Below are 12,802 nucleotides of genomic sequence, written 5' to 3'. Positions count from 1 at the left end.
GGATAAGTGCTGAAGGCATCTAAGCACGAAGCCCCCCTCAAGATAAGATTTCCCACCACGGGAAGTGGGTAAGACTCCAGGGAGACTACCTGGTAGATAGGCCTTAAGTGTAAGAGCAGTAATGCTTTAAGCTTAAAGGTACTAATAAGTCGAGGGCTTGACCAGAAATATAATGTACTGTTTAGTTTCAATGAAGGTAATCTGGTAGCAATAGCGAGAGGGAAACACCTGTACCCATACCGAACACAGAAGTTAAGCCTCTCAGCGCCGATGGTACTTGGGTGGAGACGCCCTGGGAGAGTAGGACGCTGCCAGATGAGATAAAAGCCCTATTTCTAAGATAGAAATAGGGCTTTTATATTAAGTAAATTTATTAGTTACTTGTAAAAGGAAGTAAAAGTTGAAAAATAAAGACAAATGTTGTATAATTAGCTGTTGTACAAGCTACTTAAAATTAAAGGCATTATAGAAAATATAAATATGGAGATGTTATTATGAAATATGATATATTCAAATCAACAGATAGGAAAGCCCATAGGTATTTACAAGGGTTATTAATTCCTATTATTATCTTTGGGTCTAGCTTTTTAATAATGAGCATAACTTTTATTTTTTCCAGTGCCCATTTTAATATTCCCATGTTTAAAAGCTATTTTACTAGTAAAACCCTAGTATTTATGAATATATTTCCAATCTTAATATTTTTTACTTTCGCTTATATTCTATCCAATAGATTATGGTTAAGTTTTGCATTATCTAATCTATTATTTGTTACTATGTCCATAATTAATAGATTTAAGCTGACCTTTAGAGATGACCCATTTACTTTTATTGATATTACCCTTGTAAGTGAATCCTTGGCAATGACTAAAAGGTATAAGCTAGAGTTTACTACCAATATGAAAATTTTGATAGTAGGTCTAATTGTAATGACGATTATATTAAGGATATTTTTCCAATATAAGATAAATTCTAAGAAAATTAGGATTTCAATACTTATAGTGTTATGTATAATAAGCATGTTAGTGTTCCGAAGTTTTTATTTTGATTCACAGTTATATAATGAGCTGGGAGATAAATCACTAATAAATATTTGGTCTAAGCCTCAGCAATTTCAATCTAAGGGATTCGTATATCCTTTCATATACAGTATAAAAGATGTTAAGGATACGGAATTGGAAGGATATGATGAAAAAAAAGCAATAGAGGACTTATCTAGATATAAATATTATGATATTCCCCAAGATCAAGAGGTAAATATAGTAGCAATTATGTTGGAAGCTTATAATGACTTTACAAAATTTGATACTATTGAGGTTAATCCTGAAGTATATGATAATTTCCATAAAATAAAAGGGGAATCAGTACATGGAAACCTTGTAACCAATATATTTGCGGGAGATACCATAAAAACTGAAAGAGAATTTCTTACAGGATATAGCTCTCATCCTAGATATTTAAAAAATACTAACTCATTTGTATGGTATTTTAAGGAACAGGGGTATAGAACTGAAGCAATGCATCCCATTTATGGATGGTTTTATAATAGGCGTAATGTCAACGAGTATTTAGGTTTTGATGCCTTTGATTATTATGAGAATAAATACAAGGATATACAGGAAACATTTTTTAAGGATATGGAATTCTTTGATTTCATTATAGAAGGCTATGAAAAAAGCAAATCCAATGGTGTACCATATTTTAATTTTACTGTAACATATCAAAATCATGGTCCTTATTCAACAGAGAAATATACGGATGTAGAATATCTAAAGAAAAAATCTGGTTATGATGAAGCTACCTATAATATAATAAACAATTATTTGAAGGGAATTAGCGAAACGGATAAGGCCATGAAGAAATTGTTTGATTATTTTAGAGATGAAGAAGAACCAGTAATAATAGTATTATTTGGAGACCATAATCCTTGGCTTGGAGAAGAAGCTTCAGGCTATAATATGATGGGTATAAATATAGACCTATCGACTACAGAAGGTTTTTTAAATTATTACGAAACACCCTATATCATATGGGCAAATGAACCTGCAAAAGAAATATTTAACAAATCATTTATTGGTGAAGGCAATAACATAAGTCCACAATTTTTAATGGCAGAGCTATTTCAATATCTAGGGTGGAAGGGAAACGAATATATGCAATATATAATGGATTTAAAAGCTCATATAGATGTGATAAACAATGTATATTATAAAGAATATGGTCAATATACTGCCGAACTATCTGAAGAAAATCAACAGAGGTTTAAAGATTTTAGAAATGTGGAATATTATTATAGCCGTAATTTCAAGGAACAGGATAACAAGTAATTTGCCTATAATTTCAAAAAGGCTCTCAATTTTAAAATTGAGAGCCTTAGTTTAATTATGAGCACATTGTGCTTATGGTGATAAATAGGATTTTAAGTTTAAAAATATGATATGGAAATATATATTATAATATTAAAAAGATCTGAAATAGCTTGAAAAACCAGTAGGGTTTTTATGCTTAAAGAAAGATTGATAACTTTCAAAGCGGTAGTAAAGTAAAAGAGAAGGATTTTATTGGGATTTTAAAGAGGTTAGGTATATAAAAAATAGAGTTCAATTTAACTATAATATCAGTTATAATACAAGCCCCTCTTTAAATAGATTATCAGAGGGGGATTGTTATGGAGAAAAATTGGATTAAAATTGCATCCATATACATTGGTACGGTAATAGGAGCAGGTTTTGCTTCAGGAAGGGAGATTATAGAGTTTTTCGGAGTCTATGGACTAAAGGGAATAATTGGAGTTATCATATCTGGGATATTTTTTTCTTTATTAGGCTCTTTATTGCTAATAAAGATATACGATAGTAAAATAAGGGATTTCAATCAATTGTCAGCTAAGGTCTTTGGGAAGCGATTAGGATTTATTATCGATACCCTAATAGGCTTTTCTCTATATACGGGTTTCAGTGTTATGGTTTCTGGTTCAGGAGCCATATTTATGGAAGAATTAGGTCTTCCATTTAATATTGGAATTTTAGTTATGATCCTTTGCTGTTTTGTGGTTTTTATGTTTAGCCTAGAAGGATTATCTTTTATTAATACTATTTTAGTACCTTTACTTATATTAGGTATGTTATTTACATCTTTTTATTTGAACCTTAGGGGAGGATATACTCTTTCAAATGTAGAAGGGATAAGTTTAACTAGGAAGGGTAATTTTATAACATCTTCTATATTGTACTTTGGCTCTAATTCCTTAATAATATTAGTGGTCTTTTCCTCTTTATTACCTATGATAGATAATAAAAGGACTGCAATTCTATCTGGAACAATAGGCGGGACTACTCTATGTATTCTTGGGCTATCCATTTTAACTTCTATGCTCATATATTATAATGAAGTAGTATATTTAGAAATACCCATGCTTAAAATTTGCAATTACATAGGAGAAAATTATAGAAAGTTCTACTCAATACTCCTTTGGGTAGCCATGTTTACTACTGCATTAGCCAATGGATTTGGTTTCATGAATAGGATATCTGATGATAGATATAGAATTCCAATAATAGCCTTATTCTGCATAACAGCAGTTCCACTAGCTAAGGTTGGATTTGCAAATTTAATTGGCACTATATATCCTACTTTTGGAGTAATTGGATTTACCATGATGGTAGGGGTTTTAGTTAAGGACTAATTCAGTTATTTGCGACTATTTTTTATGATTTTTAAAGAGTATCAGTGACGTATATTTTTTGCTATACTAATAGTCAGATAGGAGATGATGAAATGCCTTATGTAAACATAATGGATAAAAATATATATTATAAGGTGTATGGAGAAGGGGAATCTATAGTATTTTTAAATGGTATGATGATGGCCACAAATAGCTGGTCGCCTTTTATTAAAGATGTAACTAAAGATTTTAAGATGATTACTGTAGATTTATTGGATCAGGGTAAATCTGATAGTTTTGAGGGCTTTTATAATATTGAAACCCAATCGGATTTCTTAAAGCGTTTTTTGGATGAGATTCAAATTGAAAGAGCCCATCTAGTGGGCATGTCCTATGGGGGAAAGGTGGCTTTAACTTTTGCATCCAAATATGAATATAAGGTAAGGTCGTTGATACTATCGAATACAGCAAGCTTTACTACAAATATTTTAAGAGAAATTGGGAAGGGTTGGGGCTATGCTGCATCAACTTTAGATGTAGATGTATTTTCTAGTGTAGTCTTACCTTATATGTATTCTTATAAATATTATGAAAAGAATTATAATTATATAAAAAAGATGAAGAAGGCCTTATCTAAAACTCTAAATCTAGAGTGGTATGAAAAGTTTATAAGAGGTTTACAAAGCATGTCAGATTATAATGTTCACAATAGAATTAAAGATATTAAAGTGCCTACACTGATTATAAGCTCTGAACTAGACATTTTAATGCCCGTTAAATATCAATACCTAATTCATAGAGAAATAGAAAATTCTAAATGGATTATTCTAAAAGAGGTAGGTCATGCATCCATGTATGAAAAACCAGGTGAATACATATCTACCGTAATGGAATTTTTAATGGAACAAACTAGGGAAAAAGTCTAATATTATACAAAGGGCAAATATTTGTTATTATCAACCTTATATTTTTTTCGGATGATATTCTCCATTACCTTTATACCATGGATTATCTCTTCACTAGCAACAGCTCCAAAGCTAAGTCTGATATAATTGGAGTATACGCCATCATCAATAAAAAATATTTTCCCTGGCACTATAGCCACATTGTTTTCTTCACATTCATTATAAAGTTCCACAGAATCTATATCTTTTGGTAGTTTAATCCAGATGCTAAGGCCTCCATAAGGTTGGAAAAACTCAATACCATACTGGTTGAGTTTTTCCAACTCCTCTACCATTGTATTATATTTTTCTGAATAGACCTTTTTTATGGTTTTAATATGATCTTTCCAATAGCCTTTTCTTAAATAAAGGTCAAAGGCCCTTTGAAGAAAACCTGAAGAAGAAATATCTGTAGTATGCTTAGCCCTAATAATGCCCTTAAATAGCCTTCTAGGAACCGTCATAAACCCAATTCTTACTCCGGGCATAAATATTTTTGAAAAACTCTTTATATAGATGACTTGGTCTAAATTATCCAAGGATTTTAGAGGTGTTTTTTCTTCGGCATTGTAGTTTAAATCGGTTAAGAAATCATCTTCTATGATATAAAAACCATATTTTTCGCTAAGTTCCAAAAGCTTTTTTTTCTTTTCTTCACTATAGGAATAGGTGGTGGGGCTTTGATAATTGGTCATCATATATAGGAATTTGGGATTGTATTTATTAATATACTCATTAAATACATCTAAATTTAATCCATCTTCTTCTATTGGAATTCCAATTATTTTGGCTCCTCTAGATTTAAAGGCAGATATGGCTCCTGAGTAGGTTGGATTTTCTACAAATATATGGTCTCCTTGTGAAATTAGAGCTTTAGTAATTATATCTATTCCTTGTTGCCCGCCAGAAATTACTTGAATCTGATCCTTATCGATTTTAATATCATAGTTTTCTTCAAGAAAATAGGTAATGGATTCCCTAAAGGGTTCGTATCCATTTATTTCTGGATATACAAAGGCCATCCCCTTATCCCTATCTAACACTTCGATTAAAGCTTGTTTAAATTCCTTTATAGGAAAGATTTCTGGAGTAGGAGATACGGAGGCAAAATTAATGCTATTTTTTGATAGGGGTAACACACCATCTATCATCATTTCAATATCTCCATTTTCCAAGAAGGTAGGGTCTAGAGCATAACTAATCTTTCTTACATAGGTTCCACTTCCCTTTACAGAAAATACATAACCTTCTTGTTCTAAGAGTTTATAAGCGTTTACCACAGTAATATTGTTTACTTCTAATTTATTTGCTAAACTTCTAATAGAGGGAAGCTTTTCTCCTTCCTTAAAGCTACCATTTTCTATGAGCTTTCTCATGTTTTCATAAAGTTGTATATATAAAGGGGTGCTTAAATTTTTATCGATTAACATGGTTCCAACCTCCCTAAAATGTATGGGTACATTTATTATACCAGATAATGACCATTTTACAAAACATTTAGAAGGATATTATAAAAAAAGAGAGAATTATATTATTTGAGGTGATGCTATGAATGTGAAAGAAAACAAGCACGTAGCTTTTAAACTATCCATTTTATTTTTTATTGGAATAATACTTTTTTTCTTAAATAATGAAAATAGGTATAAACTTAAGAAATACTTAGATTCTTTCAATATGGAAAGTAAGGAGTTGAAACTGGAAAATTCCATCCCTGTAGATATTAATGATGGGAAAATAGCTTTTTATAATGAGAATATTACTTTATGGAAAGATAATAGGTTAAGGCAGTTTAGTATAAAGGGCAATTTAGTGTGGGAAAAGGAATTTAATTTAGATGATCCAGATGTTTACTTTGGTAAAGAAGAAATATACGTTTATGAGAAACCTACAGGCCAAATTTATATTATAAATCCTAAAGGGGAAACAATGGAAAAATTTCAACTAAACATGAACATCTACAACATTGTTGAAAGTTCTGGTATTCTCTTAATACATGTAAAAGAAGATAACTTGGAAAGCATTAATGTACTAGATAAAGAATTTAATCTGTTAGGTAAAAAAACCATAGAAGGACAGAAGATATTAACCTATTGTATGAATAAACAAAAAAATGTTTTGGCTATATCAACTTTAGATTTTAAAGGAGAAAGCTTAAGAACTGAAGTTCAAGCTTATGGAATAGATGGTCAATTCTTATGGACAGTCTATTTAGATAATGAAGTAGTTATGTATTTGAACTTCAACGAAAAGGGTAACTTAACAATGCTATCAGATACTGGAATATATCAAGTAAATGATGGAAACGTATTATGGAAAAAATATTTCCAACTTATAAAAGACATATATTTGGATAAGGAAAACATATATATCCTACATGAAAACATATTGGAAGCAATCAATTTTGATGGAAGAACTAATGGAAAGATTGCCTTTAATGAAGGGTATAAAAAGGCGGTTTTCCATGGAGATTATACAATATTATATGGAAGTAACTATATTATTGGACTAAAAGGAGAGAAAGAAGTATTTAATTATAATTCAGATACCCCTATTTTAAAGGTATTATGTGGGCAAAACAAGCTAGTATTGGTTTGTGAAGGGAAGATCGACATTATTTCTTTATAATAATCCATAAGGACTGGTGATTGATATTGAATTGGTTAGATGGTCTTATGATCTTTATAATTATTTATACTATTTCAAAGGGTTTAAGATTAGGATTAATTCTATCATTATTTAGCATTATTCAAGTGATATTAAATATATTAATAGTTAAAATTTATTATCCAATGGTATCTGAATTTATAACAAATACTCCTGCATTGTATAATTTCTTTAGAACTATTACGAATGGCGTATTAAAAATTCTATTCTATTCTAAAGTAAAAGGTGATATAAATTTTATTTCTAATCTGTTTGCCCAAGGTTTATTAAAGGTTATTATAACTATTTCAGCTATTTTAATAGTTTTTATAATATCTAACGCATTAATAGGTTTTATATTAGAACTATTTTCATTTCTATTAAAGGCACCAATACTTAAGCAGTTAAATAAAATGGGAGGGATAATATTTGGATTAATAGAAGGATTATTTATAATCTACATATTAAGTATGATTCTGTTACCTATAAGTACCTTATTTCCTCAATCTTTCATAGGAGAAGGAGTGGAAAATTCCATAATACTTTATTATTTAAAGGATTTGAAAATTAACCTAAATATTATAGATGGAGATTTTATATAAAAGAATAATCCCAGAATTGGGATTATTCTACTACTATTTCAACTTTTTCTCCATTTTCAGTCTCTATATCTACTAATTTTCCAGAGGCCCCATTTTTAATAGTCTCAAATAATTCTTTTAGATCTTTTTCATTAAAGCCCGATTCTTTCAATTCTGGTACAAAATTTGGAGCTACTTTTCCTGCTAATTTAATACCAGCATCTAATAATGCTACAGGTATGGTTACATTTACTTTTGTGTTATTATTGGGTTCAAATACCCTAATCTTTATCCATTTAGATTGTTGACTTTCAATATAATTAGCTTTAGTTTCATTAATTGCCTCTAATAGTTCTATACCTTCCTCACTAGTTATTTTGCCTTCTTCTATCATCTTTAAAATTTGTAATTTTTCCTCTTTAAAATTAACCATTTTTATCCCCCTATTTTATTATAATTGAACCATTTGATGTAGAAGCATTTAACATAAAATGCTCTTCATTCTCATTAAAATTAGCACTATGAGCAACTATCTTTTTCATCCCTAAATTTACTTGCTTGTTAACCTTATATACAAGGTTTGGTATATCCAAGCTAATATTTCCAAAAGACGTTTCTAGATTAAAATAGCTCTTTTTATTTATATTAGCCATCTCTACATCTATAGTAGAATTAGAAGTTGAAAGCTTTAGTTCTTTAATTTTTTCGTTATCTAAATTTCTGCATATTATTTTTCCATTGGATGTGTTTAAATTAACTATACTACCATAGATATCCTCAATTTTAATAGAGCTATTGGAGGTATTAGCTGAAATATCTTCTCCTACTATATTAGAAAGTGTAATTTGCCCATTTTTAGTAGCAACTGTTATATTATCGCTATTAATATCTTCTAATTTGATACTTGCATTTGTACTAACTGCTTTTAATGTAGGAGAGTAAACATCTATTAAGTTGATTCTTCCGTTTTTGGTCGACAAATCAATGCTTTTTCCTTTAATGTTCTTTAGAGAAATAGAGGCATTAGTAGTGTTGCAATAGAGTAGGCCTAAGTTTAAATTTTCTACTTGTATTCTACCATTAGATGTTTTTAGGTTTACTTTTTCACAATATTTTTCAGGCAAATATACATCCAAATCCATTGCAGCATTATTAGTATACAAGGGTTCGAATATTATATTATTATCATCTTCATATAGGTCATAAAATTTGTCTTCTTCCGTTAGATTATTATATTTATGCCGATATGTGATTTTAATTAACAAGTTTTCTTTTTTCCAACTTTTTAAATTAATGCTACCATTAATGGATTTTATGTGGATATTAGGATTAGTCAAATGGGATATATCTTTTTCAAATGTGGTGTTGATTACCTTGTAATTTCCTAAGATGTTAAGTGGATTTCCCATACTAAATAAATTACTAAAAACATTGGTCAGCTTATTGCTTATGTCTGTTCCTAGGTTATCTATTTTTTCTACTTTTTTTATTTTATCTTTAATATTTTTTTCCAATGCCTCTAAATTTTCCTTTGTTTTTTCCAGGTTGATTATTTTTTCTTCACTTTCCTCAATTGGCTCGTAGTCTATAAAACCTTCCGTTTCTTCCAAGGCTTCTAATAATTTAATCGCCTCTTGACTAGTTATTTTGCCTTCTTCCAGCATAGTCAATATCATCAGTTTTTCATCCCTCATTTTTAGCCCCCCTTATTCTTCTCCCTTAAGAAGCTTTATGGCCTCTTCGGAAGTAATTTCTCCTTCGTCAAGTCTTTTTAATATTTCCTTTTTATTTATTTTAGGCTCATTATATCTAGGTTTATATCCTAGGGCCTCTATTACATCCTCCAATTTATTTCTAACGGTTGGATAGGATATGCCTAGATCCTTTTCTATTTCTTTGATATTTCCTCTATTTCTAATAAAGGCTTCTAAAAAATGTTTTTGTTCATATGAAAGTTTACAGAATTTACAAAGGGTGAAATTTCCTTCTATATTGGTATGGCAGTTGTTACAACTTAATTTTGTTACTTTCAATTCTTCACCACAAACTGGACATTTCCCTAATACTTCTCTATTCATATTTGTCACTCTCCTATTTATCAAAGTATGGATATTTTTACTTCTGTATTGTCTCCTTCTTTTATGTCTACTAAATCAAAGGAGCCATGTTTTTTTAATGCTTTAAATATTTCCTTTATATCCTTTCTATCTACTGAATCTAAAATTTTCTTTAAATCTTCATCTAAACTGTTAGTGAATCTTGTAGCAATGGATAATATGTTAAAACCAATATCTATTAAAAAAATTATAAGGCCAAAGGGAATCTTGGGAATTCTTATGGTATGGTCTTTATCTATTATAGAAATTTTTATTCCAGAGGCCTTCCTATTAATTTCATTAGCTTTATATTCATTATTCTTAATTATTTTAATAGCATCCTTGCAACGTATTTTTCCATTATCCAATTGATTCAATATATCATTGACTTTGTTTTCCAAGGCAATCCCCCCTAATAAGGTCAACTAATATTTATTATGTTAAAGTAACAAGTTAGGGTATAATAATAGATAAACTAGATTAAAAATATCAAGTTTAATATTATATTAATATTTAAACTAAAGGATGTCAACAAAAACATTAATATTTTTAATAGAATAATTAAAAATATTAAAAAATATATTCAAAAAATTAAATTACCATTTAAATTGGTTGGAAATTGAAAGTTTTATAAATATTGATTAAATTGTTTATTGTAATATCTTTTAAAGAATTATATAGCTAATTTATCAATAGATACAATTTATAGGATTATATAGGGCTATAAACATTACCAATAGTTAACCCTAATTAAGTAATAGTATAATATACTTGTATACATTAAAGGGGAGGTTTTGTTATGAATATTAAAGTAGATGCAAGAGGACATGAATGTCCTAAGCCAGTTATAATGACAAAAAAGGAGTTAGATAAGATAACTGAAGGGGTTGTGACCACTATAGTAGATAACGAAGTGGCCAAAGATAATGTATCTAAACTTGCTAAAAATGCAGGATATGAATACAGAGTTGACAAGATAGGTGAAAATGAATATCATATACACATAACAAAAGGTCAAGTTTCAGAGGATGCCAATGTGTGCACACCAAATGTCTTTAAGGATTTGACTATAGCTTTTTCTTCCAATGTTATGGGAAAAGGTTCAGAAGAATTAGGAAAAATATTGATGAAATCTTTTGTTTATACTATGACTGAAGCAACTCCTTATCCCGCTACCTTGGTATTCTTCAACTCTGGAGTTTATTTAACTTGCGAAGGCTCGGAAGTATTAGATGATTTGAAAAAATTAGAGGCTGAAGGAGTAGAAATTATATCCTGTGGAACTTGCTTAGATTATTATAAATTGAAAGATAAGCTTAGGGTAGGAGAAATTTCTAATATGTATACCATCTATGAAAAATTAAAAAAACCAACGAATACAATAACAATAGGATAGGAGAGTATGTTATAATGAAAGAGAAGCAGTTTGGAGTAATTACATTTAAATCTACCCATTATGCTATAAAAGGAGATTTAATATTTAAGGAGCATAATATCAACTATAGAACTATACCTACTCCAAGGGAAATAACCCGTAGCTGTGGTTTGGCTATTAAATTCGATTTAGAGGATACAGATTTAGTAAGGGACATTATTGAGAAGAATCAGCTGACAGTAGAAGGCATATTTAAACTTATTAAAGACGATCAAGGTTATAAAGCAGAGAAGCTGAATTAGTTGGAGGTTAATATGAACAGGGTATTGAGCTTTTTTAATGAATTTTTAAAAAAAAATGATGGAAGCTTAAACATATTTGGTAAGACATTTAAAATAGTTATAGTTTTTATGGTAATAAAAATTTTAATTCGAATTTCCCATATATTAATTGATAAAACCATAGAAAGTAGGAAAAATAAGGCCTTTACCGTAGATGAAAAAAAGATTGATACCCTAATTGCTGTACTAAAGAATATTATTAAGTATTTATTATACTTTATAGGTATAATGATATTACTGGATATATTCGGTATTAATACCAGTTCCATATTGGCTACTGCAGGTCTTGGCGGCTTAGCCATAAGCTTTGCCGCTCAGTCCTTGATAAAAGACATAATAACAGGTTTCTTTATTTTATTTGAAGACCAGTATTCCATAGGGGACTATGTCCAAATAGGGGACTACCAAGGGATAGTAGAGGAATTAGGATTAAGAGTGACCAAATTAAGGGACTTTTCTGGAGAGCTTCATATTATACCTAATAGCAATATAGGTACTGTAACTAACAAAACTAGAGGGGCTATGCGTGCTTTAGTTACGGTAAGAATTCCCTATGAAGAGGATGTAGATCGTGTAATTAATGTATTAGAAGAGGTTTCCCAAACATTAAGAAAATCTAATGAGAGTATATTAGAAGGGCCTAATATATTGGGTATTTCTGATTTAGGAGAGTATGGTATAGAAATAACCGTCATAGCTAGGACTAAACCAATGGATCAGTGGGGTGTGGAAAGAGATTTAAGGAAAGAAATTAAAAAGGCTTTTGAAAGGGAAAATATAAAAATACCCTATCCGAGGATGGATATAGTGAATGAAAGGACTAGGAGGGATAGAAATTGATGCTTCATTATGATTTAGGGGATATTGTAACCTTAAAAAAACCCCATCCCTGTGGTGAAAACAAGTGGGAAATAATTAGGACAGGAGTAGATATTAAATTGAAATGTTTAGGCTGTAATAGGCAAATTTGGCTTCCTAGAATAGATTTTGAAAGAAGGGTAAGAAGAATTTTGGTGGAGGATAAATGGATTAGCATTGTTCACTATAAGGGAAAGGATAAAGAGGATTAAGGCTATTTTCTGGTAAGCACTAACCAGAAAATAGCCTTCTTGTTTTTGAAATCCCTTATTAATTAAGCAAATATCCAGTAAATATTGG

14 protein-coding genes and 2 rRNA genes are annotated in these 12,802 nt (G+C 29.8%); 11 read left to right on the top strand and 5 right to left on the bottom strand.

Going from position 1 to position 12,802, the window contains the following annotated elements:
• The 5 genes from BLV68_RS12080 to BLV68_RS12060 form a co-directional block, all read left to right on the top strand.
• Nucleotides 1-165 (top strand): 23S ribosomal RNA (locus tag BLV68_RS12080); the annotation flags it as partial.
• Nucleotides 166-200: 35 nt separating this feature from the next.
• A 5S ribosomal RNA gene (gene rrf / locus BLV68_RS12075) occupies nt 201-317 on the top strand.
• A 177-nt stretch (nt 318-494) separates the two neighbouring features.
• A complete protein-coding gene (locus BLV68_RS12070; protein WP_093754170.1) occupies nt 495-2,327 on the top strand; it encodes an alkaline phosphatase family protein in 1,833 nt (610 codons plus the stop codon).
• A gap of 341 nt (nt 2,328-2,668) precedes the next feature.
• Complete coding sequence (locus BLV68_RS12065; RefSeq protein ID WP_093754168.1) at nt 2,669-3,685, top strand: YkvI family membrane protein; 1,017 nt, start codon at nt 2,669-2,671, stop codon at nt 3,683-3,685.
• 92 nt (nt 3,686-3,777) lie between these two features.
• The gene (locus BLV68_RS12060; RefSeq protein ID WP_093754166.1) at nt 3,778-4,590 is read left to right on the top strand and encodes an alpha/beta fold hydrolase; all 813 of its coding nucleotides are present in this window, start codon (nt 3,778-3,780) and stop codon (nt 4,588-4,590) included.
• 2 nt (nt 4,591-4,592) lie between these two features.
• Here BLV68_RS12060 and pdxR read toward each other — a convergent pair whose 3' ends face one another.
• Complete coding sequence (gene pdxR / locus BLV68_RS12055) at nt 4,593-6,038, bottom strand: MocR-like pyridoxine biosynthesis transcription factor PdxR (RefSeq protein ID WP_093754164.1); 1,446 nt, start codon at nt 6,036-6,038, stop codon at nt 4,593-4,595.
• Between the two features lie 118 nt (nt 6,039-6,156).
• On the opposite strand from pdxR, the gene BLV68_RS12050 reads away from it, so the two are divergent.
• Together BLV68_RS12050 and BLV68_RS12045 are read left to right on the top strand one after the other, a co-directional pair.
• The gene (locus BLV68_RS12050) at nt 6,157-7,233 is read left to right on the top strand and encodes a DUF5711 family protein (protein ID WP_093754162.1); all 1,077 of its coding nucleotides are present in this window, start codon (nt 6,157-6,159) and stop codon (nt 7,231-7,233) included.
• A 26-nt stretch (nt 7,234-7,259) separates the two neighbouring features.
• Nucleotides 7,260-7,853 (top strand): CvpA family protein, encoded by a 594-nt coding sequence (locus BLV68_RS12045; protein ID WP_093754160.1) that lies wholly within the window; start codon nt 7,260-7,262, stop codon nt 7,851-7,853.
• A 22-nt stretch (nt 7,854-7,875) separates the two neighbouring features.
• Here the strand turns inward: BLV68_RS12045 and BLV68_RS12040 are convergent, their stop codons facing one another.
• The 4 genes from BLV68_RS12040 to BLV68_RS12025 are packed head-to-tail and all read right to left on the bottom strand — an operon-like array spanning nt 7,876 to nt 10,329.
• A complete protein-coding gene (locus BLV68_RS12040; protein ID WP_093754158.1) occupies nt 7,876-8,265 on the bottom strand; it encodes an SHOCT-like domain-containing protein in 390 nt (129 codons plus the stop codon).
• A 10-nt stretch (nt 8,266-8,275) separates the two neighbouring features.
• Entirely contained in the window at nt 8,276-9,526 is a 1,251-nt protein-coding gene (locus BLV68_RS12035) for a DUF4097 family beta strand repeat-containing protein (RefSeq protein WP_093754156.1), read from the bottom strand.
• 12 nt (nt 9,527-9,538) lie between these two features.
• Complete coding sequence (locus tag BLV68_RS12030; protein ID WP_093754154.1) at nt 9,539-9,910, bottom strand: DUF2089 domain-containing protein; 372 nt, start codon at nt 9,908-9,910, stop codon at nt 9,539-9,541.
• Between the two features lie 20 nt (nt 9,911-9,930).
• On the bottom strand, nt 9,931-10,329 hold the full coding sequence (locus tag BLV68_RS12025) for a hypothetical protein (protein WP_093754152.1): 399 nt from the start codon (nt 10,327-10,329) through the stop codon (nt 9,931-9,933).
• Nucleotides 10,330-10,727: 398 nt separating this feature from the next.
• On the opposite strand from BLV68_RS12025, the gene yedF reads away from it, so the two are divergent.
• The 4 genes from yedF to BLV68_RS12005 are packed head-to-tail and all read left to right on the top strand — an operon-like array spanning nt 10,728 to nt 12,714.
• Nucleotides 10,728-11,324, top strand: coding sequence for a sulfurtransferase-like selenium metabolism protein YedF (gene yedF, locus BLV68_RS12020; protein ID WP_093754150.1), 597 nt, complete (start codon nt 10,728-10,730; stop codon nt 11,322-11,324).
• Between the two features lie 14 nt (nt 11,325-11,338).
• Nucleotides 11,339-11,605: a DUF3343 domain-containing protein gene (locus tag BLV68_RS12015; protein ID WP_093754148.1), complete on the top strand. Its 267-nt coding sequence runs from the start codon at nt 11,339-11,341 to the stop codon at nt 11,603-11,605.
• A gap of 12 nt (nt 11,606-11,617) precedes the next feature.
• The gene (locus BLV68_RS12010) at nt 11,618-12,484 is read left to right on the top strand and encodes a mechanosensitive ion channel family protein (RefSeq protein WP_234949912.1); all 867 of its coding nucleotides are present in this window, start codon (nt 11,618-11,620) and stop codon (nt 12,482-12,484) included.
• On the top strand, nt 12,484-12,714 hold the full coding sequence (locus BLV68_RS12005; RefSeq protein WP_093754182.1) for a DUF951 domain-containing protein: 231 nt from the start codon (nt 12,484-12,486) through the stop codon (nt 12,712-12,714). The genes BLV68_RS12010 and BLV68_RS12005 overlap by 1 nt, the downstream gene beginning before the upstream one ends.
• The last annotated feature ends 88 nt before the right edge of the window (nt 12,715-12,802 follow it).

The sequence above is a fragment of the Tepidimicrobium xylanilyticum genome (genome assembly GCF_900106765.1).
Taxonomy (GTDB): Bacteria; Bacillota; Clostridia; order Tissierellales; family Tepidimicrobiaceae; genus Tepidimicrobium; species Tepidimicrobium xylanilyticum.
This window is presented reverse-complemented; position numbering and strand designations above follow the sequence as displayed.

What these genes read in the sequence shown, in the direction of transcription:
- BLV68_RS12070 (WP_093754170.1), top strand. Translation starts at nt 495, where the DNA reads ATGAAATATGATATATTCAAATCAACAGATAGGAAAGCCCATAGGTAT.
- BLV68_RS12065 (WP_093754168.1), top strand. Translation starts at nt 2,669, where the DNA reads ATGGAGAAAAATTGGATTAAAATTGCATCCATATACATTGGTACGGTA.
- BLV68_RS12060 (WP_093754166.1), top strand. Translation starts at nt 3,778, where the DNA reads ATGCCTTATGTAAACATAATGGATAAAAATATATATTATAAGGTGTAT.
- pdxR (WP_093754164.1), bottom strand. Translation starts at nt 6,038, where the DNA reads ATGTTAATCGATAAAAATTTAAGCACCCCTTTATATATACAACTTTAT.
- BLV68_RS12050 (WP_093754162.1), top strand. Translation starts at nt 6,157, where the DNA reads ATGAATGTGAAAGAAAACAAGCACGTAGCTTTTAAACTATCCATTTTA.
- BLV68_RS12040 (WP_093754158.1), bottom strand. Translation starts at nt 8,265, where the DNA reads ATGGTTAATTTTAAAGAGGAAAAATTACAAATTTTAAAGATGATAGAA.
- BLV68_RS12035 (WP_093754156.1), bottom strand. Translation starts at nt 9,526, where the DNA reads ATGAGGGATGAAAAACTGATGATATTGACTATGCTGGAAGAAGGCAAA.
- BLV68_RS12030 (WP_093754154.1), bottom strand. Translation starts at nt 9,910, where the DNA reads ATGAATAGAGAAGTATTAGGGAAATGTCCAGTTTGTGGTGAAGAATTG.
- yedF (WP_093754150.1), top strand. Translation starts at nt 10,728, where the DNA reads ATGAATATTAAAGTAGATGCAAGAGGACATGAATGTCCTAAGCCAGTT.
- BLV68_RS12015 (WP_093754148.1), top strand. Translation starts at nt 11,339, where the DNA reads ATGAAAGAGAAGCAGTTTGGAGTAATTACATTTAAATCTACCCATTAT.
- BLV68_RS12010 (WP_234949912.1), top strand. Translation starts at nt 11,618, where the DNA reads ATGAACAGGGTATTGAGCTTTTTTAATGAATTTTTAAAAAAAAATGAT.
- BLV68_RS12005 (WP_093754182.1), top strand. Translation starts at nt 12,484, where the DNA reads ATGCTTCATTATGATTTAGGGGATATTGTAACCTTAAAAAAACCCCAT.